Source organism: Paraburkholderia sp. FW306-2-2C-D06C (assembly GCF_058781505.1).
Genome location: NZ_JBYSWU010000048.1, coordinates 1 through 24,456, shown reverse-complemented (window position 1 = coordinate 24,456; position 24,456 = coordinate 1). Strand labels below are relative to the sequence as shown.

Annotated in this window: 20 protein-coding genes and 1 pseudogene; 12 read left to right on the top strand and 9 right to left on the bottom strand. The window is 59.4% G+C overall.

Translation table 11 applies throughout. From position 1 onward, the window contains the following. The first annotated feature begins 123 nt into the window (after positions 1-123). Positions 124-1,257, top strand: coding sequence for a 4-hydroxyphenylpyruvate dioxygenase family protein (locus tag AC3WLT_RS28285; RefSeq protein ID WP_492594968.1), 1,134 nt, complete (start codon positions 124-126; stop codon positions 1,255-1,257). On the opposite strand, the gene AC3WLT_RS28280 is transcribed toward AC3WLT_RS28285, so the two are convergent. After that, on the bottom strand, positions 1,254-2,198 hold the full coding sequence (locus tag AC3WLT_RS28280) for a LysR substrate-binding domain-containing protein (RefSeq protein WP_492594967.1): 945 nt from the start codon (positions 2,196-2,198) through the stop codon (positions 1,254-1,256). The two genes, AC3WLT_RS28285 and AC3WLT_RS28280, sit on opposite strands and share 4 nt — an antisense overlap. Before the next feature lie 167 nt (positions 2,199-2,365). Between AC3WLT_RS28280 and AC3WLT_RS28275 the strand changes: the two genes are divergently transcribed. Both AC3WLT_RS28275 and AC3WLT_RS28270 read left to right on the top strand, forming a co-directional pair. Continuing rightward, complete coding sequence (locus tag AC3WLT_RS28275) at positions 2,366-3,403, top strand: DUF1338 domain-containing protein (protein WP_492594966.1); 1,038 nt, start codon at positions 2,366-2,368, stop codon at positions 3,401-3,403. 39 nt (positions 3,404-3,442) lie between these two features. Continuing rightward, on the top strand, positions 3,443-6,469 hold the full coding sequence (locus tag AC3WLT_RS28270; protein ID WP_492594965.1) for an FAD-binding and (Fe-S)-binding domain-containing protein: 3,027 nt from the start codon (positions 3,443-3,445) through the stop codon (positions 6,467-6,469). Between the two features lie 10 nt (positions 6,470-6,479). Here the strand turns inward: AC3WLT_RS28270 and AC3WLT_RS28265 are convergent, their stop codons facing one another. Then, positions 6,480-7,112 carry a helix-turn-helix domain-containing protein gene (locus AC3WLT_RS28265; RefSeq protein ID WP_492594964.1) on the bottom strand — a complete coding sequence of 211 codons (633 nt, stop codon included), beginning with the start codon at positions 7,110-7,112 and terminating at the stop codon, positions 6,480-6,482. A gap of 481 nt (positions 7,113-7,593) precedes the next feature. On the opposite strand from AC3WLT_RS28265, the gene AC3WLT_RS28260 reads away from it, so the two are divergent. Then, positions 7,594-7,926 (top strand): DUF2322 family protein, encoded by a 333-nt coding sequence (locus AC3WLT_RS28260; RefSeq protein ID WP_492594963.1) that lies wholly within the window; start codon positions 7,594-7,596, stop codon positions 7,924-7,926. Positions 7,927-8,058: 132 nt separating this feature from the next. Here AC3WLT_RS28260 and AC3WLT_RS28255 read toward each other — a convergent pair whose 3' ends face one another. After that, a complete protein-coding gene (locus AC3WLT_RS28255; protein WP_492594962.1) occupies positions 8,059-8,814 on the bottom strand; it encodes a hypothetical protein in 756 nt (251 codons plus the stop codon). Between AC3WLT_RS28255 and AC3WLT_RS28250 the strand changes: the two genes are divergently transcribed. Next, the gene (locus AC3WLT_RS28250) at positions 8,813-9,364 is read left to right on the top strand and encodes a hypothetical protein (RefSeq protein ID WP_492594961.1); all 552 of its coding nucleotides are present in this window, start codon (positions 8,813-8,815) and stop codon (positions 9,362-9,364) included. The two genes, AC3WLT_RS28255 and AC3WLT_RS28250, sit on opposite strands and share 2 nt — an antisense overlap. Before the next feature lie 86 nt (positions 9,365-9,450). Further along, positions 9,451-10,671: a YncE family protein gene (locus AC3WLT_RS28245; protein ID WP_492594960.1), complete on the top strand. Its 1,221-nt coding sequence runs from the start codon at positions 9,451-9,453 to the stop codon at positions 10,669-10,671. 215 nt (positions 10,672-10,886) lie between these two features. On the opposite strand, the pseudogene AC3WLT_RS28240 reads toward AC3WLT_RS28245, so the two are convergent. From AC3WLT_RS28240 to AC3WLT_RS28230, 3 genes and pseudogenes are all read right to left on the bottom strand, one after another. Beyond that, positions 10,887-11,093: pseudogene (locus AC3WLT_RS28240) on the bottom strand (DDE-type integrase/transposase/recombinase); the annotation flags it as partial. Positions 11,094-11,139: 46 nt separating this feature from the next. Further along, positions 11,140-12,819: a methyl-accepting chemotaxis protein gene (locus AC3WLT_RS28235; protein ID WP_492594959.1), complete on the bottom strand. Its 1,680-nt coding sequence runs from the start codon at positions 12,817-12,819 to the stop codon at positions 11,140-11,142. A gap of 434 nt (positions 12,820-13,253) precedes the next feature. Next, a complete protein-coding gene (locus AC3WLT_RS28230; protein ID WP_492594958.1) occupies positions 13,254-14,300 on the bottom strand; it encodes a LacI family DNA-binding transcriptional regulator in 1,047 nt (348 codons plus the stop codon). Between the two features lie 221 nt (positions 14,301-14,521). On the opposite strand from AC3WLT_RS28230, the gene AC3WLT_RS28225 reads away from it, so the two are divergent. The 5 genes from AC3WLT_RS28225 (at position 14,522) to AC3WLT_RS28205 (ending at position 20,857) form a co-directional block, all read left to right on the top strand. After that, positions 14,522-15,676 carry an ABC transporter ATP-binding protein gene (locus tag AC3WLT_RS28225; protein WP_492594957.1) on the top strand — a complete coding sequence of 385 codons (1,155 nt, stop codon included), beginning with the start codon at positions 14,522-14,524 and terminating at the stop codon, positions 15,674-15,676. Between the two features lie 20 nt (positions 15,677-15,696). After that, positions 15,697-16,932, top strand: coding sequence for an ABC transporter substrate-binding protein (locus AC3WLT_RS28220; protein ID WP_492594956.1), 1,236 nt, complete (start codon positions 15,697-15,699; stop codon positions 16,930-16,932). 16 nt (positions 16,933-16,948) lie between these two features. Further along, entirely contained in the window at positions 16,949-17,896 is a 948-nt protein-coding gene (locus AC3WLT_RS28215; RefSeq protein WP_492594955.1) for a carbohydrate ABC transporter permease, read from the top strand. Between the two features lie 16 nt (positions 17,897-17,912). Then, positions 17,913-18,764 carry a carbohydrate ABC transporter permease gene (locus tag AC3WLT_RS28210; RefSeq protein ID WP_492594954.1) on the top strand — a complete coding sequence of 284 codons (852 nt, stop codon included), beginning with the start codon at positions 17,913-17,915 and terminating at the stop codon, positions 18,762-18,764. Positions 18,765-18,847: 83 nt separating this feature from the next. Further along, entirely contained in the window at positions 18,848-20,857 is a 2,010-nt protein-coding gene (locus AC3WLT_RS28205) for a beta-galactosidase (protein ID WP_492594953.1), read from the top strand. A 199-nt stretch (positions 20,858-21,056) separates the two neighbouring features. Here AC3WLT_RS28205 and AC3WLT_RS28200 read toward each other — a convergent pair whose 3' ends face one another. Further along, on the bottom strand, positions 21,057-22,229 hold the full coding sequence (locus AC3WLT_RS28200) for a YVTN family beta-propeller repeat protein (RefSeq protein WP_492594952.1): 1,173 nt from the start codon (positions 22,227-22,229) through the stop codon (positions 21,057-21,059). Positions 22,230-22,287: 58 nt separating this feature from the next. Continuing rightward, positions 22,288-23,103 (bottom strand): creatininase family protein, encoded by an 816-nt coding sequence (locus tag AC3WLT_RS28195; RefSeq protein ID WP_492594951.1) that lies wholly within the window; start codon positions 23,101-23,103, stop codon positions 22,288-22,290. 314 nt (positions 23,104-23,417) lie between these two features. Here AC3WLT_RS28195 and AC3WLT_RS28190 point away from each other — a divergent pair, with 314 nt between their 5' ends. Next, positions 23,418-23,753, top strand: a complete 336-nt coding sequence (locus AC3WLT_RS28190) for a YbjQ family protein (RefSeq protein WP_492594950.1) — start codon at positions 23,418-23,420, stop codon at positions 23,751-23,753. Between the two features lie 454 nt (positions 23,754-24,207). On the opposite strand, the gene AC3WLT_RS28185 is transcribed toward AC3WLT_RS28190, so the two are convergent. Continuing rightward, positions 24,208-24,441 (bottom strand): hypothetical protein, encoded by a 234-nt coding sequence (locus AC3WLT_RS28185; protein ID WP_492595002.1) that lies wholly within the window; start codon positions 24,439-24,441, stop codon positions 24,208-24,210. Between the last annotated feature and the right edge of the window lie 15 nt (positions 24,442-24,456).

Here is a 24,456-nt window from a genome sequence, read left to right as displayed (position 1 = left end):
TGCGAAAGCCGTCACTGACCGCGTCGTCGCGGCACACCACGAACGCACTGCCGCGTTGCGCGCGTATGACGGCCCGCACCGGACATCTGCAAAAGCGTCGAAAGACTGTACAAGGAGAATGCCATGCCCAGCGACTTGCCCACCCCGGAGGCCGCGCTGCGCGCCGTGTCGGTTCCTGAGCACAATCCGCTCGGCACCGCCGGCCTCGACTTCGTGGAGTTCGCCGCGCGCGAGCCGCAGGTGCTCAGCGAGACGTTCACGCAACTCGGCTTCAAGGCGATTGCGCGCCATATCAGCAAGGACGTCACGCTGTATCGCCAGGGCGAGATGCATTTTCTGCTCAACGCCGAGCCGGACTCGTTCGCCGCGCGCTACGCCGAAGAATACGGCGTGGGCATCTGCGCGATCGGCATCCGTGTGGCCGACGCGCAGCGCGCGTTCGACCGCGCGATCGAACTCGGCGCATGGGCGTTCGAAGGCGAGAGGATCGGCGCGGGCGAACTGCTGATTCCCGCGATCCAGGGCATTGGCGATTCGCACATTTATTTCGTCGACCGTTGGCGCGGCCGTGGCGGCCAGCGCGGCGGCCTCGGCGACATCTCGATCTTCGACATCGACTTCCGGCCGATCGAGATCGACACCGCGCACGCCGACCTGAGCCATGTGGGCACTGGCCTTGTTGCGGTCGATCATCTGACGCAAACGGTCGGCGCGGGCCGGATGCAGGAATGGCTCGACTTCTATCGCGATCTGCTGAATTTCCGCGAGATTCACGAGCTGCACGCGAACTGGCATGTGTCGGCGGAATCGCGCGTGATGGTGTCGCCGTGCGGAGCGATCCGCATTCCGTTGTATGAAGAAGGCACGCGCCGCACGAATCTGATGCACGAGTATCTGCCGGATCATCCGGGCGAAGGTGTGCAGCACATCGCGCTCGCCACCGACGATATCTTCGCGTGCATCGAGCAATTGGTGGCGAACGGCGTCGAATTCGTCGAGCCGCCGCCGCGTTACTACGAGCAACTGGATGCGCGCCTGCCGGGCCATGGGCTCGACGTCGAACGGCTCAGGCGCACGCACGTTCTAGTGGACGGCGAGATCGGCCTCGACGGCGTGCCGCTGCTGTTTTTCCAGACTTTTGTGCGGCGTCGCGCGGGGGAAATTTTCTTCGAGATCGTGCAGCGGCAAGGCCACCACGGTTTCGGTGAAGGCAATCTGAGCGCGTTGGCGCAGGCGCGCCAGGCAACTGACGCCTAATCGCTATCGGTGTCGGCAGCGCTCTGGCCGGCCAGTTCGGGATTCACCGCGCTGTAGGTGAGCGCTTCTTGCAGCAGCCACTCGCGGAAGCTGGCGAGCGGCTTGCCGTGGCTCAACTCGGTCGGATAGACGAGGTAATACGCCGAGTCCGCGACCGCCGGTGCGTCGAGCGGTATGACGAGTCCAAGCTGTTCGAGTTGCGCGTCGACGAAAAAACGCGGCACCAGCGCGATGCCGAGGCCGGCCGCGGCGGCGCTGATCAGCATGGTGTGCAGTTCATAACGGACCCCTTGCATGGTCCGGTTGTCTTCCACGCCCAGGTTGGCGAACCACGACGCCCAGCCGTCGGGCCGGGTGGTGGAGTGCAGCAGCGGGTAGTCGAGCAGATCGGCGGCTGACTCGACCGGCCGCGTCAGCAGACTCGCCGCGCACACCGGCACCACTTCTTCGCGAAACAGAAAATCCGCCGATGTGCCTGGCCATGTCGGTTTGCCGTAGTGAATCGCCGCTTCGAAATGCGTGTCCGCGAAAGGGAAGGTGCCGGTGCGCACGCCCATGTTGACCCGCACGTCGGGATACTGCGCGTTGAATGCCGCCAGCCGCGGAATCAGCCATTGCGACGCGAACGTCGGCAGCACCGCCAGTTCCAGATAACCGCCGCCGCTGCCGTGCGCGATGATCGACAGTGTGTCGCGGTCGAGTTGTTCCAGCGAGCGCCGCACCTGCGCGCTATAGACCTTGCCCGCCTTCGTCAGCACGACGCGCTGTTTGACGCGCACGAACAGCCGCACGCCGAGATTGCTCTCCAGCGTATTGATTTGCCGGGACACCGCGCTTTCGGTGAGGAACAACTCACGCGCCGCATGCGTGAAGCTTTCGTGCCGCGCGGCGGCCTCGAAAGCGAGCAGCGCGCCCATGTTGGGGATCTTGAACTTTCGCACGTTGATTCCAAAAACGCATCAAGTGGCGATTTTATCTCGCTTTACGCGATGCCGCCGAATTTGAATAATCTCGCTCGAAACATGCCGCGCTTGCGTCTTGAAGCTGCGCCGGCAGGTCCCCTTAAGCGCGTGAATGCACGCCTCAAAGCGCCACCTGGAAAACCGATATGCGAAACATCAAGAATGCGAATGTCGAACAACTGCTGCTGGAACTGCTCGGCGCCCACAGGACGGCGACGCTGTTCGCCACGTTGAACCATCCGCAGGTATTGAACGAATGGGAAGACGGCGTCGTGACGCGCGCCGAACTCGCCCAAGCGATGAATATGGCGTTGTTCGAAGACCTGCTGGCGCGTTCCGCGAACGGGCGCCAATACACGGAGGAGACGATCGCCGCCGGCGGCAGCGTGTACTTCGACCACGGCGCGCTGCGCACGGTGCGCTGGCCGCACAGCGGCGCGCTGCCGCCGGGCGAAGCCGCGTTCGCGCGCATTCTCCGTCCGCTTGGCTTTAGCATCAACGGCCGTTATCCGCTCGACCGTCTCGGCATGACCGGCCGCGCGTGGACCCACGACGACGCGCCTGACGAGATCGCGCAGTTCTTCGTCAGCGAATTGCACCCTGAGCGTTTTTCGGCGGAATTCCAGCAGGCGGTGACGAACGTGATCGGCGCGTCGCGCGATCCGTTGACGCCGCAAGCCGTCGGCCAGTTGTGGGAGCTCGAACGCGAAGGCGTGTTGCCGCTCGACGCGGCCCATGCGTTGCTGCCGGTGATCGTCGGTGCGTTTGCGCGGCAGCACGAGACGCCCCGCGAAGCCGATTACGACGTATTGTTGAAGGAATCGGCGGAAATGGCATGGATCGCGACCGAGGGCAATGCGTTCAATCACGCCACCGACCGCGTCGCGGACGTGTTCAAACTCTCAGACGACGAAAAGGCGAAGGGTCGTCCGATGAAGCCGGAAGTCGAGCGTTCGCGCTCGGGCCGCGTGTTTCAGACCGCGTACCGCGCGGACATCGTGAGGCGAGAATTCCGTGCGGCCGATGGCAGCACCGTGACGCGCGACGTGCCGGGCTCGTTCTACGAGTTCATCACGCGTAAGCGCACCTTCGATCAGGACGCACGCCGCTGGGAAACGGACCTGCGTTTCGACGCGGGCAACGCGCAGGGCATCTTCAAGATGACTGCTAGCCAGGCTGCGTGAGTGCAGGGCGAGCGTTGGGCACGGGACATGAGAGACGCGGTGGGAACATCAATCGATGAAGAGCCGGGCGCGAGTGTGAACGCGATAGGCGATGCACAGCGTCGCGCTGCGCCGGTCGCGCGGCCTTTCGAAGGCACCGCCGCCGTGATGCAGGCGCTCGAAGCCGATCTGCGCCGCAGCGTGCGTGGCGAAGTACGCTTCGATCAGGGCTCGAAAGCGTTGTATGCGTCGGATGCGTCGAATTATCGGCAGGTTCCGCTCGCCGTCGTCGTGCCTGCGGATGTCGACGATCTGCTGGAAACGCTCGCCGCATGCCGCCGCAACGACGTGCCGTTCCTCCCGCGCGGCGGCGGCACTTCGCAAAACGGCCAATGCGTGAATGTCGCCGTGGTCGCCGACGCGAGCAAATACGTGAATCGCGTGGTGTCAGTGGATCCGGCGGCACGCGTGGCTATCGTCGAACCGGGCGTGGTTTGCGACACCTTGCGCGCCGCCGCCGAACAGCACGGCCTCACGTTCGCACCCGATCCGGCCACGCACAGCCGCTGCACGCTTGGAGGCATGATCGCCAACAACTCGTGCGGCGCGCATTCGGTGATGGCCGGCAAGACGGTCGAAAACGTCGAGGCGCTGGAAATCGCGACCTTCGACGGCGCGCGTTTCTGGGTCGGCCCCACTTCGGACGACGAACTCGCGCGCGTCATCGCAGCCGGCGGTCGGCAGGGCGAAATCTACGCCGCCCTCAAACAATTGCGCGACACCTATGCCGATCTGATTCGCGCGAAATTTCCGCAGATCAAGCGGCGCGTGTCGGGCTTCAACCTCGATCAACTGCTGCCGGAAAACGGCTTCAACGTCGCGCGTGCGCTGGTCGGTACCGAGGGCACTTGCGCGGTGACCTTGCAGGCGAAAGTGAGGCTCGTGAAGAGTCCGGCGAAACGCGTGATCGTCGTGGTCGGCTTCACCGACATCTACACCGCCGCGGATGCCGTGCCGCATTTCATGCGCTTTGCGCCGATCGCGATCGAGGGACTCGACCGCGCGATCATTCGCGGATTGCAAGCGCGCGGTTTGAAGAAGGACGAGATCGCGTTGCTGCCGGAAGGCGACGCTTGGGTCGTGCTTGAATTCGGCGCGGACACGCAGGAGGATGCGGTGCGCGAGGCGCAAGCGGCGGCCGCCTATTTCGCATCCGGCGAGGCAGGACCGAACGTCTCGGCGATGCTCGTCGAAGACCGTGCGTTGCAGGCGAAGGTATGGTCGATCCGCGAAACGGGGGCATCGGCGGTGGCATTGTCGATCGATCCACGCACGCCTGATCCGGTGGTCGGCTGGGAAGACGCGGCGATCGATCCCTTGCGCCTCGGCGATTATCTGCGCGCGTTCCAGGCCCTGGTGGATCGCTATGGCTACGAGACGAGCCTGTACGGCCATTTCGGCGACGGCTGCGTGCACGCGCGCATGACCTTCGACTTGCGCAGCGCGGCAGGCGTCGCGACGTGGCGCAAGTTTCTGCGCGAAGCGGCGGAGCTGGTGGTCGAGTTCGGCGGCTCGTTGTCGGGCGAACACGGTGACGGCCAGGCCAAGGCCGAGTTTCTGCCGATCATGTACGGCCCCGAACTGATGCAGGCGATGGAGCAGTTCAAGGCGATCTGGGATCCGGCCAATCGATTGAATCCCGGCAAGGTCGTGCACGCCTATCGCGCCGATGAAAACCTGCGCGTGGGTCCAGCCTACAAACCGGTGAGCCTGCAAACGAAGCTGACATTTGCCAGCCCGGAAGGCGACGGTTTCCAACGCGCGATCGAGCGCTGTATCGGCATGGGCAAGTGCCGTTCGTTAGAAGGCGGCACGATGTGCCCGAGCTATCGCGCGACGCGTGAAGAGAAATATTCGACACGTGGCCGCGCGCATCTGTTCTGGGAAATGCTGCAAGGCGACGTGATCGCGGACGGCTGGCAAAGTCGCGAAGTGAAAGAGGCGCTCGATACGTGCCTCGCGTGCAAGGGCTGCAAATCCGATTGCCCGACGCATACGGATATGGCTTCGTACAAGGCGGAATTTCTCTCGCATTACTATGAGACGAACCGCCGCCCGCGGCAGGCGTTGTTCATGGGACGGATCGGCGAATGGGCGCCGTGGGCGGCGCGCTTTCCGCGTTTGACGAACTTCATGACGTCGGCGCCGGGTTTGTCTTCGGTGGGCAAGTGGGTCGCGGGTGTGGCGCAAGCGCGCGATTTGCCGAAGTTTGCGACGCGAACGTATCGGCAGATTGCGCGGCGCTCGCAGCAGACTGAACGTGCCACTCGCGGTCGCGGCGAAACGAAGAAAGTCCTTCTGTGGGTCGATACGTTCAACGATCATTTCACGCCCGACATCGCGCAAGCTGCCGCCGACGTACTGACGCAAATGGGCTGGCACGTGGTGCTGCCGAAGGACCGTTTGTGTTGCGGCCGTCCTTTGTATGACTTCGGCTTGCTTGAACGCGCGCGCGAGTTACTGACGAACATTCTCGACGACCTCGCCGATGACATCGCTGCCGGCGTGCCGCTGGTCGGACTCGAACCCGGCTGCTTATCGGTGTTCAAGGACGAACTGCTGAAGCAGCTGCCAGATCATGCTCTGGCCAAACAGCTGTCGGCGCAAACTTTTCTCTTCTCCGATTTCGTCGCTCGCCAACCGTTCGATTGGCCGATGCTGGAAGCAGATGTGGTCGTGCACGGGCATTGCCATCAGAAGGCGCTGTTCGGCATGCAAGGCGATACCGCGTTGCTGACGAAGCTCGGCGTCAGATGGACGTTGCTCGATACCGGATGTTGCGGCATGGCGGGATCGTTCGGCTTTAACGCCGAACATCACGCGCTCTCGGAGAAGATCGGCGAAGACAAACTGTTTCCTTTCGTGCGTGGCGCGCCGAAGGAAACGATCGTGCTGACCAACGGTTTCAGTTGCCGCGAACAGATTGAACAAGGCACCGGACGTCACGCGCTGCATATCGCGCAGCTGGCACAGAGGGCGTTGGCCGGCGGCGCGCTAACAGGCGCCAAGGCTGGTTTGCGCCGCTGATGCGCTTGCGTTACTTCTTCGGCGAGTCGGCGGCGGGCGGTGCTTGCGGGATGTCGGCGCTGGTCGCCATCCACAACACTTCGGCGTCTTCTTCGCTGGTGGAGACCGCGGCGTGGCCGGTGCGGCTGTCGAAGTAGAGGCTGTCGCCGGCGTTCAGATGCGTGGGTGCGTACAACTCGGAATAGAGGCACACGCTGCCGCTGATCACGTACAGGAATTCTTCGCCTTCATGGCGGCCCCAGTCGTCGAACGCGTCGAGCGTGTGCGCGGAGATGCGGATACGGAACGGCAGCATCGCTTTGTGCGCGAGGTCGGTGGCGAGCAATTCCATCTGATAGCCGCGGTACGCGTGACGCTGGCCCGCGTCTTTGCGGGTCAGCGCGCGGCGCCCGCTGGCATTGACTTTCGGCGTGGAGCCAAACAGTTCGCCGATTTCGATCTTCAGACCGAGGACGATTTTCTGTAAGACGTCGAAAGTGGGGGACATCAGGCCGTTTTCGACCTTTGAGAGCGTCGAGCGGGAGACGCCGCACAGGCGGCTGGCGGTTTCCAGCGTCAGATCCTGCGCCTGGCGTGCAGCGCGCACGCGCCGGCCGAGGTCCGTGGTGGATTGCTCAGGCGGTTTGGTGAGATGCGTATCCATGGGGTGTGGGGTCAAATGCGCGCTTTGGGAGGCGTTTGGTGTTTCCGATCATAACATTTGGAGGAATGGGGGAGCCTGGAAGGGCCTGGGCGGGTGACTGCTGGCAGCTGCAAGGCGGATCTTCCGATGGTTCACGTGCTGGCTGAATGGCGGCTGAGCCTTGCACTAAGTGGCGCGGAATGATCAGGTGGCGCTGTGCGAGCGGCTTCCGCGATACTCACGCGCGTCGCTGCGTGAGGCACGCTCGTTCGTGTGGAGCATCGACGGATTTTTCCCATCGGAAACGTTGTTCTTCGGGATTGTCGTTATGGCGGCGCTGCCTGATTGGCCGTGCGCGTTCTGGCATCGCTGAACGAGTGTCCATGGAAATCTTCATCGTCGGCTCGGCAAGGCCGGACTCGTTTGGCACGGACCCATCGCACACCCTATCGGATAAGATACCGCCCGCCTCGCATTTTTCAGAACAGAAGGAGTGTTTTCAGTGATTCAACCGAGCAACGCATTCAAGGATAACCTCGCCCAACTGCCGGCCATCGACGGGATCGAGCGTATCGACCTGGTCGACGGCAAGGGCGCCGTGGTTGCAAGCATCGAGAACAAGCCGGGCAAGCAGGGCTCACTGGCGGTGTACCACTACTTGCGGCAGGTATTCGGCGCGCTGGACGCCAAGGCGGCCGAGCACGGCCTCGCGGTGTTCGCCGAGCACACGGCCGACGCGCGCAACCGTCCGGGTGCGCACCCGAACGTCGACCGCTTGCTCGCGATCGCAGCCGGAGGGGAAGCGTTGCGAATCGACGCCGTCGCGGCAGCCTGAGCGCTCGCACGGACACTCGAACGTCAGGTCAAATCAGATCAGATGTCTGTGGCAAGCCTGGAAGCATCATTGCTCTTCTTGCAAAAAATTATTGAGTTTCAAATCAGGCGTGGTTCAGATTGAATCTTCTGCTCACATCATGCCGCCGGTGGCGCTGCCTGTGCCGCCAGTGCCGGATGAAGGTGTGGACGTCATTGTGATCGGGTGAGCGAGACCCGCCGCTGACAGCAGCGAGACGGCGGCCGGATCGGGCATGCCATTGGTGTCGATCGCGCCTGCTGTCGCCAGCGCGCCGAGATCGCTGTCGACGCCCCCTTGCCCGACGATAAACGGCGTCGTCAGAAACGCCGGTGCCGTCAGCGTGACCCCATAGCGCTGCTGCAGATTCGTGACGACTGCCGATTGCGCAGCCAGCACATCGGTCTGGTTGACCAGCACCTGCTGGAACTGTGAGTTGCTCGGGAAGTCCGCAATCAGACGGGTCTCGCTCGTGCCAAGTTGTGAAGCGAGGTAGACGAGCATCAGCTCGGTCTCGGGCGTCGTATTGAAGGTGCCACCGGCAAATGCCAGCGAATGCAGGGTCGAGCCGCCGGAGGTCACGGTGAGGATGCAGGGAAGCGTGGCGTTGAACGTGATGCTGTAGTGTCCACCGCCGTCTGACAGGGTGGAGCCCGAACTCCGTGCGCAATTGAAGCTGACCGTCGCGCTGGCGAGCGCCTTGCCGGTGGCGACCGTGCCGGATATTGCGACGTTTTGCAACCCGTTGCCGCCGCCACAGCTGTCAAAGCCGACGCAGAAGCTGCCGCCGCACGCGACTAGCGTTGCGAGCGGAGCCACGCAGAGTGCAGCCAGCACCGGGCGAACGAAACGCGCATCGTGAGTGTTCATGGCTGACAGCCGTCGATGGAAGGGGGCAAGGCGGCAGGTCCCACGCAAAGGGGCCGGCGCTATTTTTAATTTTAGGCCCGATGCGCCGAAACCGTGTGTCGCGTCAATCACATTGCCGCGTTGTCGGCTGGAGCGGTCGTCGGCCCGCCACGACAAGTCGACGGTCGCGCTAACGGGCGGTCTTATCGGACCAGCCCGGCGACGCCTGCGACGCGCGAACAACGCAAGTCCGAAAATCCAGACAGTCCATTGCACGATTTTCTGGAAATTCGGACGCGCACGCGCCTCGCCGTTCAACGATGCCTTTGTAATCAACCCACTGGCGAACGGCCGAACCTGGCATCAGCTTTGCATCAATCGCTGGCCGCAGGACCCGGTCGCCGGCAGGACGCAAGTGATCCGTTTGATTGCGGCGAAACGTAAGGTTTTATGGAGCATTTTGAAGGCACGAGTGATTGCGACATGCAATACGTACTTCTACCGTACTTCTGAGGATCTGACTGCTAGTGTCATCAACGGTGAGGTCATTTGTCGTCAAGCTCGTAAATAGACCTGGTTGAGTAGTGAGGCTTCACTAGCCGAAGGTCGTATTGCCACGCTTTATTCCCATAACCAGTAGAACGTTTGGAGACGAAAATGAAGTTGCAGCGAATGTTAGGTATTACCGTGCTGAGTGCGTCACTTCTGACCGCTTGCGGAGGCAGCGTCAATTCTTCAGGAGTGCCGCATGTCGTCGCAGACATCGCAATACCCGGCGTGGGTCCAGGCGTTAACTTTTCGTTTGACCTGGGCGATATCAGCGGGGGGCGCTTCTTCTTTACGGACCGCAATAACGCGGCGGTGGATGCGATCGACATCGCGAGCCAGAAACTCGTTGCCCAGATCAAGGGGAGCGGGGCGTTGGCCTTTGCAGGTGCAGGTGCGAGGCCAGCGCTGTCCGGACCTGATGGAATCAACGCCGTGGGCAACCTTCTGTACGTTGGCGATGTGAATTCGGTGAAGATTGCCGATCCGGCGACAAACACAGTCGTCAAGAGCATCACCGTGAGCACGGGTGGCGTCCGGGCAGACGAAGGATGTCTGGACTCGGTCCACAATGTTTACATGATCTCGAGTCCGGAGGAAGCAACGCCATTCGCGACGTTCATTGACACGCAGACGCAGACGATTTTGGCTAAGGTCACCTTCTCGGACGCGGGAGGAGCGCCGTCGGCAGGTCTTGAACAGTGCCGATATGACGCCGCAAGCGACACATTCTTCGTCAACAACGACGGAAGTACCGCCAATCCGCATGGTGAACTCATCAAGGTTCCCGCGGCCTCGGTCCGAGCGATTCCCCGCGGTGCAACGGTCAATTACACTGACCTCGCCGGCGCTGCCGCGTACCCTCTCGGCAATTGCGATCCCACCGGGCTTGCACTCGGACCGGGTACCGACGCTGCGGTAGGCTGCCGCGAGGCGACGGCGGGGGCTCCACTCCTCGTACAGATCGTGAATCGCTCGTCAGGTGCATTGGTGGCGTCTCTCAATGCTGGCGGAGGAGATGAAATCCAATATGATGCAAAGTCCAATCGCTACTATAACGCTAGCTATCGCTGGACGGCGACGGGTAACTCGGTCGGCTCCGCAGGCTGCTCGGCTGCGGCTCCCTGTACGCCGGTCCTGACCGTTATCGATGCGACAGCGCGCGCGGTGGTCGCTCGAGTGGCAACGGGAAACAACACCCATTCGGTGGCGGTTGACCCTGTGTCTGGTCTCATCTTCATGCCGTACTCCGCGGCCGACAAGCCGGCAGGATGCGCGACCTGCGCCGCGAACAACTTTACAAACGGCGGGGTGCTGGCCTTCCAGATGTAACCAATCATTGGCCTGTGGTGCCACTGGTGCTGCCTTATGCGCGCCAGTGGTTCTCCCACGTCGTTGCCTCGGACGGACACCTCGACGTGGCGGCGCCGGCGCGATTGTTCGCCACCTCAACAAGCTGAAAGCACCCCCCATCCAGACAGCGGACGCAGTAGTATCCTTGACACGCACGTTGCCGTGATCGAACTGGCCTTTGCGAGTGCGATGCATCAACTCGATACCGGAGATCCTCCCTTCTCCTTCATCTGGCCTTTCGCGACCATGCACATGATCTCGATGCCGCCCATGATGATGCGAGCGCAGCGAAAGTCCTTGAATCCCAGCATTGGACGTACGACGCGCTTGACCACCCGATGGTCCTGTTCAATCATGTTGTTCAGGCACTTCGGTTGTCGAACCTTGATAGGCTCGCTTCGCGCGCTGCCCGCGCCATCCTGCTCAGTCCCACTGCACAGAAACCGCTCAGTGCTGACCTTGGATTGCAGGGGCACCCAGACTTTCGTGCCGATTCGTACCGCGAAGTACTTTGGCAGCCATTCTGGCCGGTGCTTTCAGGCTACCAATCGCAGACGCGGAGCCGTCCGAAAGTTTGAACACTGCCACGGCTTGCACCAATTGCTGGGCTTGGGACTTCAGGCTTTCTGCAGCCGCAGCACTCTCTTCTACCAACGCAGCGTTCTGTTGCGTAACCTGGTCCATCTGGCTCACAGCCTCACCCACTTGCCCCACACCGACGCTCTGCTCGTTGCTGGCCACACTGATCTCACCAACGATATCGGTCACACGTTTGATCGAGCTGACGATATCGGCCATCGTCGTGCCAGCTTGATTTACCAGGGCAGTGCCCTGGTTTACACGTTCGACGCTGGTTGAGATCAGCGTCTTGATTTCTTTCGCCGCGGCGGCGCTGCGCTGTGCCAGGTTGCGCACCTCCGCAGCAACCACAGCGAAACCACGACCCTGGTCACCGGCACGCGCCGCTTCCACGGCAGCGTTCAGCGCCAGGATATTGGTCTGAAACGCGATACCGTCGATCACGCTGATAATCTCGGCAATCTTCTTCGAGCTGTCGTTGATACCAGCCATAGTTTCGACGACCTCATCGACAACCTCTCCGCCTTTGACGGCGATCGTACTCGCGCTGCGCGATAGTTCGTTGGCCACCTTGGCATTTTCCGCATTTTGTCTGACTGTAGCCGTGAGTTGCTCCATTGAAGCGGCAGTTTCTTCCAGCGCGCTCGCTTGCTCCTCGGTGCGACTCGACAGATCGAGATTACCCTGAGCGATTTGTGCGCTTGCGGTAGCCACACCGTCGGCGTTCTGGCGTACATCCGACACAACCCGCAACAAACTGTCGCGCATGTTCTTCAGCGAGGCCATCAGGCTACTCGTGTCGCCAGGCCGCAGGTCGATGTTCACGCTGAGATCGCCTGCCGCGACGCTTTTTGCAAGGTCGGCGGCTATCACTGGCTCCGTCCCGAGTTGCCGCGTCAGACTACGCGTGAGCCAAATGCCGATTCCGATTCCGGCCACGGTAGAGAAGATTGCCAGGGCGATCATAAGATTGCGGCTTTCCCGGTACAACTCCTGGTTGGTTTCGGCAGCTTCCTTCGCATTCTCCTGCTTCTTGCTGACTAGCGTGTTCATGAGCTCGTCAACGTTATTGACCTTCTGGCGGAAATCGCCGAACAGGTGTTCGGTGAGTTCCCCTCGATCCTGCAACGAGGCAGCACGGGTTTTCGCTTCCATATCCTTGAAAGCATGGACATAGTCTTGCCAGTTCCGATCGAGATCGAGAAAGATAGCTTTACCTTGCTCGCTGCGGAAAAGCGGTCTGGCTTTGTCGAGCGTCTCACGCGCCCGCGCCAGGTTTTGCTCGCTTCTGTCCAGAAACCCGGCTCGCTGCTCGGCCGTGGAGGCCAGAATGGCGTTTCTCAGCGAGCGGCCAGCCTCCAGCAGATCGATATTCGCCTTTTGGGTCAGTGATAGTCCGATCAGATCGAACTGGTAGACTTTGTCGCCCTCGTCGTTGATCTTGCCCATATTGCGGATTCCGATCCCACTGACAACTGCGCTGATCAAGCACACCAACACAAAAGCGCTGATCAGTTTGGTGCCAAGTCTCATGTTGCTGAATTTCATTCTGCCATCCTGTGAAGTCGAAGGACCTTTTCCATTGCAGGTCATTGCACCAGGAACGCGCAAATCCTGTGTGCGGTTCCAACTAAGAGAATCAGCGCCTCACCATTCAAATTCGTCTGAAGATAACAGCGGACCATCAAGCGTATTCATAAGACAATTGGCAATCCTCTACTAAGTGCTCAACTACGTGGCGGTTCACTTCCAGACCGGCTTCGCACAGGCGCTCCAGTAATATTTCGGCGCAGGCGCGCCGAACTTGAGAGGCTGTGAATATAGATTTACGCTCATGGGTTGCCGTACGCAGAAGATCGAGGACAAAGATGCTGGACAATCCGCGATCCGAACGAAGGCGCTCACTGAAGCCGGCCGTTAGTGTCGAAACAAAGCAGACGTGCCAATTCATCGTCCAAGCCGCGTCGGAACCGCTCAGAGCTTCAAGTGGATATCGTCGGTCGAGCTGTGGATCCTCGAACGATAAGCTTCGGAGGCGAAGTGTGGATGACCGTCGACTCGTTCGCCCGCCCGGCCATGAGTTCGATGAGAAGGCCTATCCCCTGCTCGGCCAGTTCGGTCGTTGGTATCGCGACAGTGGTCAGGCCCGGGCGCGATTGGCGTGCGGGGATAATATCGGTGATGCTCACAATGGATAAATCGTCGGGCACCGAGTATCCAAGGTCCGATGCAGCGTTCAACACACCAAGCGCCGGAAGGTCGTTAGAGACAAAGAGCGCTGTCAGGTCGGGACGGGCCGAAAGCAAATGCTTTGCAGCTTCGTAACCGTCTTCGAATGAGTCTCCTGTGAATCGCTCGTCCGCCGCTAAATGTCGAATTTTGGCTTCCCGCATGACCTCTCGAAACCCACCATATCGAGCTCGGTGGATTCCATTTTTCGGGCTGCCAATGATAGCCCCAATGCGCCGATGTCCATATTCAACCAGGTGCTGTACGGCGAGTTTGGCTGCGCCCTTCGAATCGAACGTCACGCACGGGATCCCAGGAGGTTCGTCTGGCAGTTCCCACACAGATATGACCACCGGCACGCCTCGACGCTGCAGCCTGCGTAGCTCGTCAATCGGTAGATCGGCGTAGTTCGCTACCAGAACCCCATCGGAAAGAGAGCCGGCGACTTGTTCCAGGAAACGCGTACCACGGTCTGGCTCATGATCTGTGTTGCAGACGAGCAGATGGCGCTGGTGCTTTAACGCTGACAGATTCGCCGCGAGCGTGAATTCCGGATAGAACGGGTTGGTGATGCAACTGAGCATCAACGCAAGAGTCGGCGCCTTGCGTTCCACGAGTGCGCGAGCCGTAAGGTTCGGCCGGTAGCCTTGGCGCTCTACCACTTCGAGAACTCGCTTCCGCGTCTCTTCACTCACGCGTCCCCGACCGCGCAACACATTCGAGACGGTCATGACCGAGACGCCAGCGTGTTCAGCTACGTCCTTGATCGTCGCGGCAGGGGTGAATTGTTTGCTGCTCATAGTAAGAACACTCGTCGGCGAAGCCGCAACAGGATTTTTTAGCATCATTCAATCGACGCGACACGGCGTTGTCAATCATATTGCCCATGAAAAAGCTCTTGCACCTGCTGGGAAACGGGCGTAGAGTCCATCGCAAATACAAGGACAGTTGCTCCCGGTCAGGCTTCGCGGCCTTTTTTTAAAACCCGTTGGTGTAACGTTAAATCAAGCTGGACGGAGACATGGCAGCCATCACACTGAAAGGCGTGACCAAGGCGTATGGAGCGCACTCGCCTGTACTACGCGGAATCGATCTCGATATCGGGGAAAACGAGTTCTGTGTTTTCCTGGGGCCATCTGGCTGCGGGAAGTCGACGCTGCTGCGCATCATTGCTGGACTCGAAGACGCGACGTCTGGTGACGTGCACATTGGTGGGAAGCTCGTGAGCGCCGTACCCCCTGCTAAACGAGGGGTAGCGATGGTCTTTCAAAGCTACGCCTTGTTTCCCCACATGACCGTCGAACAGAACATGGGGTTCGGCCTGAAGTTGGCCGGTCTGCCCTCGGGCGAAATCACGCAAAAGGTCAACCAGGCGGCGAAGATATTGCAACTGGATGCTCTGCTCAATAGAAAGCCAGCGGCGCTCTCCGGCGGCCAACGCCAACGCGTCGCCATCGGTAGAGCTATCGTGCGCGAGCCGGGAGTGTTTCTGTTTGATGAACCGCTCTCGAACCTCGACGCAATGCTTCGGGGCCAGACACGCGTCGAGATCGCGCGGCTCCATCGTCAATTCGCTCGAGCCAGTACTGTGTACGTTACTCACGACCAGGTAGAAGCCATGACGCTCGGAGACAAGATTGTCCTGTTGCGTGCAGGGCAAGATGCTGAGCGCTTCGGCAGCATCGCGCAGGTCGGTTCACCGTTGGAACTTTATCACCGTCCAGACAGCCGATTCGTTGCCGAATTCATTGGTAGCCCGAAGATGAACTTTCTATCCGCGTCCGTCGTATCCGTGGGCTCCGAAGGTGTCACAGTGAAATTGATGAAGTCCGACGACGTAGTGGTGGCGAAGGTCGATGGTTTATCCCTGGGGATCGGACAATCAGTGTCGATTGGAATCCGACCTGAACATATCGAGAACGCCGCGGTTCACGACGCTGCAATGTCTGCTGAACCTCACGAGGAAACGCAAGTTTTGTGGCGCAACGTCGCCTTGGTCGAACGACTTGGCGAACACAGCTATCTGCACGCCGATGACCCCGGTGGAACGACAATCATTGCAAAGCAACCAGGTGACGCGAACCACCTGACCGGCGCTCGCGTCGCACTGGCCTTCAGGTCCCATTCTTGCCACATGTTCACCGCCGACGGCCGCGCAGTGCCGAAACTTCAATAAAACGACATCCGGAGACATCGATGAAACGACTGCTTGTGCTCTCAGCCTTGGGTGCGGCCCTCTCTTTCGCGAGTGTGGTCGATGCGGGGACTCTTCAGTTGAATATCGCTTTCAAAGGCGCCGAGCAGCGCGCGGTATGGGAGCGGCTGATTCAGGGATTCGAAAAGGCCAACCCGGATGTGACTGCGAAAGTCGCGTTCGTCGAGGAAGAGTCGTACAAGGTGCAGCTTCCTGGTTGGCTGACATCGGTCGCACCCGACGTGATCAATTGGCATGAAGGCGAGCGCATGGCCTACTACGCACGCCGTGGTTTGCTCGAAGACCTGTCTGCGGATTGGCAAAAGAACGGCTGGAACACGCAGTTCGCGTCACTCAAGACTGCGTCCTCGTACGAGGGCAAGCAATATGCGATGCCTACGCAGTATTTTGCGTGGGGACTCTTCTACAGGAAAGACCTGTTTGACAAGGTTGGCATCAAAGGCGAACCGGCCACCTGGGACGAGTTTCTTGAGGCGTGTCGTAAGCTCAAAGCGGCGGGCATTGCTCCGATTGCAGTGGGTGGGCGCGACTCGTGGACGCTGGCAGCGTGGTTTGATTATCTCGACCTCCGCATGAACGGTTACGACTTCCACATGCAACTCATGAACGGCGACATTCCGTACACCGACGCCCGCGTGAAAAAGGTCTATCTGGCGTGGAAAACGCTCATCGATAATAAATACTTCATCGACAATCCGCTGTCGTACAGTCTGGACTCCGTACAGCCGCTCTATATTCAAGGCCAGGGCGCGATGATGTTAATGGGCACATTCCTGTCGCCCGGTTTGCCCCCGGCGACGAAGACACAGACCGGTTTTTTCCGGTTTCCCACGGTCGACCCCAAAATTGCCCCTGCAGAGGACGGCTCTGCCGAGTGCCTCAATATTCCCAAGCGGGCTGCGAACAAGATTGACGCCCGTAAATTTCTTGCGTCCATTGGCCGACCGGATATCGACGGGGAACTCGCGAAGGGCGTAGGTACGCTTCCGGCCAACAATCAGGCCGCGATGCCTGAGGACCCGATTGCAAAAATCGGCTTCCAGATTCTCTCGAAGACCACAGGCGGTGTGGCGCAATTTTATGACCGTGACATGACCAAGGAAATGGCCGACGAGGGCATGAAGGGCATGCAGCGGTTCATCAGCGATCCATCCAGGCTCGACGAGATTCTTGGACAACTCGAAACGACGCGCAAGCGCATTTATAACAAGTCGTGACGGTGCGAGGCGTGCCATGGCCACCGCAGAGACGAGAACGTCAGTGCAAAAAAGTTTACCCACAGACCAGCCCTCTCGCATTCGCCGCGCGTCGACGGGGGGGCGGTCTACACCTCTGGCAAGCAGGCGCAAGCGGGCAGCCATCCTGTTCTTGCTGCCCGCTTGCGCGATGTTTTGCATTTATGTGATTTACCCGATCATCAGCAGCGTCGTACTCAGTTTTTATAACTGGGACGGCATGAGCGACAAGGTTTTTGTGGGGTTTGCGAATTACAAGGAGCTCTTTCATACCGACACGTTCTATGTCGCACTGAAAAACAACTTGTTGTGGCTTGTGCTCTTTCTGCTCGCATCGCCTCTAGGACTGATTTTCGCTCTATATCTGAACCAAAACGTTAGAGGCATGCGGCTGGTCAAGTCGTTGTTCTTCTCGCCATTCGTGCTGTCCGGCGTGGTGGTTGGCCTTGTCTTCAGCTGGTTCTATGACCCGGCCTTTGGTCTCCTGAAAGTGTTCGTTGGGCACGGAATACCCATTCTCGGTGACGAACACTACGCTACGTTCGGAATCATCGCGGCAGCACTCTGGCCACAGATTCCGTTCTGCATGTTGCTCTACCTGACCAACCTCACAAGCATCAACCCCGAAATTATTGAGGCAGGTCGCATGGAGGGGGCCACAGGCTGGTCTCTTTTGTGGCACGTCGTCCTGCCTCAATTGAGGCCGGCTACCTTCTTATCCGTCGTACTGACCATTATCGGCGCGCTGCGTAGCTTCGACCTCATTGCTGTTATGACCGGCGGTGGTCCATTCGATAGCTCGACTGTGCTTGCGTATTTCATGTACGACCAGGCTATCAAGTACTTCCGATTCGGTTACTCGGCGGCCATTGCTGTTGTCTTGTTTCTCATCATGCTGGTTTTCATCGTGTATCAGCTGCGCCGCCTCCTTCACGCGGAACGGTAACGAAGGACGATTATCTATGTATCCAACTCCCGTTAGCAGATGGAGTCCAGTTGGACGGACTGTCTACAAGGCTTCGTTACCACTCGCACTTATCATCTGGCTACTCCCGTTGATAGCAGTTCTAGTGACGTCCGTTCGCTCGTCAAGCGAACTCATGAAAGGAAATTATTGGGGTTGGCCTGAGGGATTCGCCCTCTTCGAGAACTACAGGACAGTCCTCGTCGACTCCCCGATGCTTCACTACTTTCTGAATAGTTGCCTCATTACCGTGCCATCGGTGCTGGGCTCCATCGCTTTGGCGGCGATGGCGGGGTTCGCCCTCGCAACCTATCCGTTCAAAGCGAACCACGCGATTCTTGGCGTATTTGTGGCGGGTAACTTTGTTCCCATTCAAGTCTTGATGATTCCTGTGCGCCAGCTGACCTTGCAACTGGGATTGTTCAACACTCTTGAGGGGCTGATTCTCTTTCACGTGTCGTTTCAGACCGGATTCTGCACGCTATTTCTGCGAAATTTCATCAAGGAACTGCCCTATGAGCTTATCGAGGCTGCGCGTATCGAAGGAGCAAATGAATGGCAACTATTCTACAAAATCATCCTGCCGCTTATTGCGCCAGCGCTCGCTGCGCTAGCGATTCTTGTTTTCACATTCGTGTGGAACGACTACTTCTGGGCGCTATGCCTTACGCAGGGTGATGATGCGGCACCTGTCACAGTGGGTGTCGCTGCGCTCAAAGGGCAGTGGACCACAGCCTGGAACCTCGTTTCCGCCGGCTCGCTACTTGCCGCCCTCCCGTCGGTCGTTCTGTTCTTTGTCATGCAGAAGCACTTCGTTGCCGGTCTGACCTTCGGCGCCACCAAGGGCTAATCAAGCCGTTCATTCCATGTTCAATGCGAGCGATGGGCTTGCAGGGCGCCCTGCGCCCATAACATCCATAAAGGAACAATTCCATGAAGGTGGGAGTCGACTACTACCCCGAGCATTGGGACGTCGCGCTGTGGGAGCGGGATGCGCAGCAGATGCAGGACGCTGGCATTACTATCGTTCGCCTCGCGGAGTTTGCGTGGTCAAGGCTTGAGCCTACCGAAGGCGCTTTCGATTTCGCCTGGCTTGACCAGGCCATTGCAGTCCTTGCACGTCACGGCATCGGTGTTGTGCTCGGCACGCCCACCGCTACGCCGCCAGTGTGGCTCACGCACAATTATCGGGACGTTCTTCCGGTCGACAACAAAGGTCACGCCCATTACGCGGGCGTGCGCCTTCATCGCTGCTACAACAGTCCTTCATTGCGCAAGTATGGCGAACGAATCATCGACCGACTGACGCGGCATTACAGCACGCATCCGGCTGTCATGGGTTGGCAAACGGATAACGAACTCGCGGCAAACGATTGCCATTGTGAGAATTGCACGCGGCTCTTTCGTACCTGGCTCCAAAGCAAATATGGAACGCTGGAGAATTTGAACCGTGAGTGGGGAACGGTTGTCTGGAGCGGTGAATATAGCGACTGGACGCAGGTCAATACACCACTTGGCGGGTCGCCACATCTTAATCCGTCGTTCCTACTGGATTTCCGGCGGTTCTCCTCCGATTCCGTTGCCGACTTCAATCGTTTCCAGGCTGCCCTTATACGCGAGAACAGTCCCGGCAAGTTCGTGACCCACAATCTGTGGGGCTACCCCGTCACGGCCGACTACTACGACATGTTCGACAGCATGGACTTCGCGTCAGTTGACTACTATCCGGCCACAGACCTGATCGACAACTCGAAGTCCCGGATGTATCACGGGGCTCTGACACTTGACCTGACGCGTGGACTGAAGCGGCAAAACTTCTGGGTGATGGAGCAATTGAGTGGGACGCCGGGATGTTGGTACCCGATGTCACGCACGCCGTTTCCCGGAATGATTCGAGCTTACGCATGGCAAAGCGTATCTCGTGGTGCCGATGCGGTGGTGCAATTCCGATGGCGTTCGGCCCGGATCGGTGCAGAGCAGTTCTGGCACGGTCTACTGGACCATCACGGTGTGCCTGGTCGCCGTTTCGACGAGTTCGTGCGTTTCAGCCGGGAGGCAACGAAACTCGCTCCACTGCTGGAGGGCACGACATTAAATCACGATGTAGCGATGCTCTTTTCGCACGAGCAACTCAACGCCTTCCAGATTCAGCCGCAGTCGGACGGGTTCGATTACCTCGACAACTTCAAACGCCTGCACTCGGCACTCTTGCGAATCGGCATCGGCACGGACGTGCTTAACTGGCGGGACGACTTCCAACGCTACAAGCTTGTCATCGCCCCGATGCTCTACCTTATTGACGAAGCCGTGGCGGCCAGGCTGCGCCAGTATGTGGACAACGGCGGTACGCTTATCTTGACAACGCGCTCCGGTGTCAAGAACACCAACAACGTGTGCTTGCCAGACCGCTTGCCGAACTTGTTGACGGAGCTCGCTGGCGTGTTCGTAGACGAGTACGATCCAGTTGGAACGGACGTGCAAAGAATTGAGTTCGAAGGTGGTGCGCTATTCAAGTGTAGTCAATGGTGTGACATCCTTTCACCGATCACAGCGGAGACGATAGCAACTTATTCAAGCGAATACTTTGCTGGCCGCGCTGCCGTCACGAGGAATGTTGCCGGCAACGGCACTGTGTATTACATCGGAACAGTGCTCGATGATGAGGCTTATAAGGTTTTGCTCGGTCGGATTGCGGTAGATGTGGGTCTCGATTACGAGCCAGATCTACCCGAGGGAGTAGAACTCGCCGTAAGAAGCTCTGAGGCCACAAGGCTTCTGTTCGTAATGAATCTTTCAAAGGAATCGAAACGAATCACGCTCAACCATCGCGAGTGCGTAAGTGCCTTGTCAGGCAAGCGATTGCAGGGAGGACGCATTGAACTCGAAGCTGGGGATGTAGAAATCTTTGTAGAAGCACGTTCGGAAGTGGCTGTCACTTTGTAACGCATTGGTTTCGCGAGCGACTGCGGCGCTAACGACTGTCTGATAGCGCCGCAGCTTGTGCTCGACGAGATTTGCGATACCAGTCGTGGGGGTACGGACAGGGTCGCGTAATGGCCAGGAGAACTCGGAAGTTCGACGAAGGACCGAGTTCGCCCCCCGCCGCCCGCCGCGCGCCTGTCACTGCCTGCACAGGCACAGTTCAGCGCATATTCCCGGTGTGGCCTAGCGAATAACGCCCGGGCTGCGGCCAGACAGTGAGTCCGTGTGGTTCCATGCCAACCGGAATGGACTTGACTGCGCCGGTCGTCGTGTCGATCGCGTAGACCACGTCGTCGAACCGGCCGGACAGCCACAACATCTTGCCATCCGCGCTGACGTTGCCCATATCGGGACTGCCGCCACCCGGAATCGGCCAGTTCGCGACGACCTTGCGCGTGGCGAAGTCGATGACCGACACGCTGCCCTTGCCGTGGCGAACTCCGTGGACCAGATTGGAACCTCGATTAGCGACGTATAGTCTGGTGCCATCCCGGCTCGGGTACAGGCCGTGGGTACCGACGCCGGTCTTAACGAAACCGATCTTGGTGAAGCTGTCGCCGTCGACCATGAAAACGCCGTCGGCCATCATGTCGGCGACATAGAACACCTTGCCGTCCGGCGAGACGCGAATATCCTGCGGCATGCCCTTTTTGTCGAGTTGAAGGTAGCCCACGACCTTGCGGTCGACGAGATCGATCTTCGCCAGCTTCCCGCCGAATTCGCAGGTAAACAGCGCGTACTTGCCGTCAATCGAAAAATCAGCGTGATTGATACCCTTGCACTCCGGTACGGAAAGGCTCGACTTCAGCGTCATCGTATGCGGATCGCGAAAATCCAGCCGTGCGTGTGCCTCTGCCACCACGATCGCTTCCTTGCCGTCCGGAGTGAAGTACATGTTGTAGGGATCATCGACCATGACTTCCTTGCCGGGTTTTCCGGTCTTCGGATCGATCGGCGTCAGGCTGCCATCGGTTCGACCTTCCGCATTGTTGGCCACCCACAGCGTCTGCAGATCCCACGCAGGGACGACGTGCTGCGGGCTGAAGCCGACGTGAAACCGGTCGACCACCTTGAACGTCGCCGGATCGATCACATAGACATCGTTCGAACGCAGATTGGGCACATAGACTCGTGGCAAGGCGCCTGACACCGCTGGACTGAGGCGGCCGGTGCCAGCTTCGCTATAGAGATTGCTGGCATTCATCACGGGCGGCATGCCGGCTACCGTGGCAACTGCCGGCGAGGCGGACACGGCGCCGGCCATGCATAGGCCGGCCAACGCAGCACCGATTGACGAGGCGAGGCGTGACAAACGACTGGAACACGAACGCATTTCGACTTCCGTTATCAAGTGGGTAATTGAAAACAAAGGTTGGACGCCGGCGAACCCGTCAGCGGCCGGCGATTTCTTTCCTGATGCCGTCGATTGTCTGCGACACGATCGCATCGATGCCCAGCTGACCGAGTTCGACGCTCGAGCGACGCGGATCGCCCCCGTAGATACCATCGGCGGCCCCGAGTTTCGGACCGCTTCGCAGGCGCTCGAGCCGCACCATCTGGGGCGCGACCGCCAGCAACAGCGACGTATCCGCGAGTCCTGCGTGAGTGCCTATCTCGTCGTCGCGGTAGCCGTGCTGGCGCAGGATTTGTGCGTATCCGTCGGAGCTGGCGCCGTAATACTCGGGCGGCACGAATGCCCGCGCGCCAGAGCCCGCCCATGCCTTGTCGAGCTGGGCTACCGCCCGCTTGATGTCGTTCTGATAGCCGCCGTGATCGCCGAGAAAGACGATGTTCCTGAAGCCGTGGACCTTGAAGCTGTTGGCGGCGGATTCCAGCGTCTTTTCGAACACGTCGTCGGGCACCGTGATCGTGCCGGGAAAACGCATGTGCGAGGTCGGCGGTGCGTAGCCTCCCTCAGGCACATAGGCAATGACTGGCGCGACGAGCGCGTTGCCCAGGCCCTCTGCAATACGCTGGGACAGCACCTTCACCCGCGCGTTGTGCTTGCCGAGCGCAACGTCGGGCCCGCTTTGCTCGGTGCCGCCGATGGGAATGAGGATGGTGGTCTTGCCCGCATGAATCTGATCGCGCAGCTCGGTCCAGGTGAGGTCCTCCAGCTGCACCGATTTGGACGTCTGCGCGAGGACAGTCTGAGTAGTGACAAGCAAAATCACAGAAGCGAAAGCTCGCCGTAGGGTGAGGCGCATCCTGAATCCTCGAAGGAAGGGGGTGTGAATATCGGAGATCAGTCTACGGGAGCCCGGCCGACATGGGAACCTCGGCCGACAAGGGAACGTCTCTTCCGTGATCAAGCTCAATTAGCTCGTTGGTGATTGGATAGCCAGGGTAGTACGTATCGCCGTCACAGTCTCCTGGACCCGAGACGGGCCGTGTCACAATGCGTTCCGGATCACGTACCAGCGGTGACCGATCCAATCACAGGGATGTGGGTCCATGAACTGAGCGCAGCTCCGGTCCGCGGTCCGTCCGTCGGAGACAAAAACTCAACATTGAGAAGACGATGATAGAAAGACATATGGTCGCGACGACGTTTGAGCTTCCGGGTCACAGGATAGAGCGCTCCTTTGGAGTCGCTCGTGGGATCGTCGTTCGATCTCGATCCATCGTCGGGGCGCTGGGAGCATCCCTGCAGACGATATTCGGCGGAGACATCTCGCTGTACACGTCGCTGTGTGAGCGAACGCGGCAAGACGCATACGAACGCATGCTTGCGCAAGCTGCTGACCTGGGGGCAAACGGCATCATCGGTATGCGCTATGACGCAACCGAAATAGCAAAAGGAATCACAGAGGTACTGTGTTACGGGACGGCGGTTCGCGCAACCGCGCTAGTTTAAAAAGCATGTACGGATTGAGACTGACGACGCAGTCAGGTGACGATATCGACACAATCCCGGTACCGGTGCACTTCGTCTTTTTGATCCAACATTGTGACTGCACGTACGCGAGCCTCGAGAGCCGTAAAAAAAGCCCGCCGGAGGCGTGGCCGGGCAGGACTTTTGAATCCGAACCTCGGTGACAAGTCCGGATGGTTCGGGAGGAGAGCGAACTACGTTGATTGGACCAACCGCCTGGACCTCGACATGTGCTCCCCTGTTATGAAGCTATCGATTCAGATTTGAATCGAATCCTGTTACGGGAAATTTTTATTCGCACGCCAGAACCGACCGACGCTCCATGTCCTGCCGGAGCAGCTCTCCTCCCGCTTGTGAACATCGGTGAACATCGCGGAGAGCATACGCCGGAGGATCGGACTGTATCCCGTCGGTGCAACTCTCCCGTGCCTTTAACTCATGCCTTGACGAGCTGCAGGCCGCCAAAATTCTGGATGGTGGGAATATCGACCTTCGTGTATGTGTCAACCTGGGTGACCGGCGCCACCACGATGGCTGGGCTGGCGAAACCGCCGCCATACGCAGCGTTGACGTTTCCGAGGTTGTAGTTGCTGCCGCCGCGTACAGCCGAAAGGGCCTTGGCGGACAGTTCTTCGGCGTGTGCGAGGTCTTTGATCATCAGCGAGGTCATGGTAAATCCCCTGGG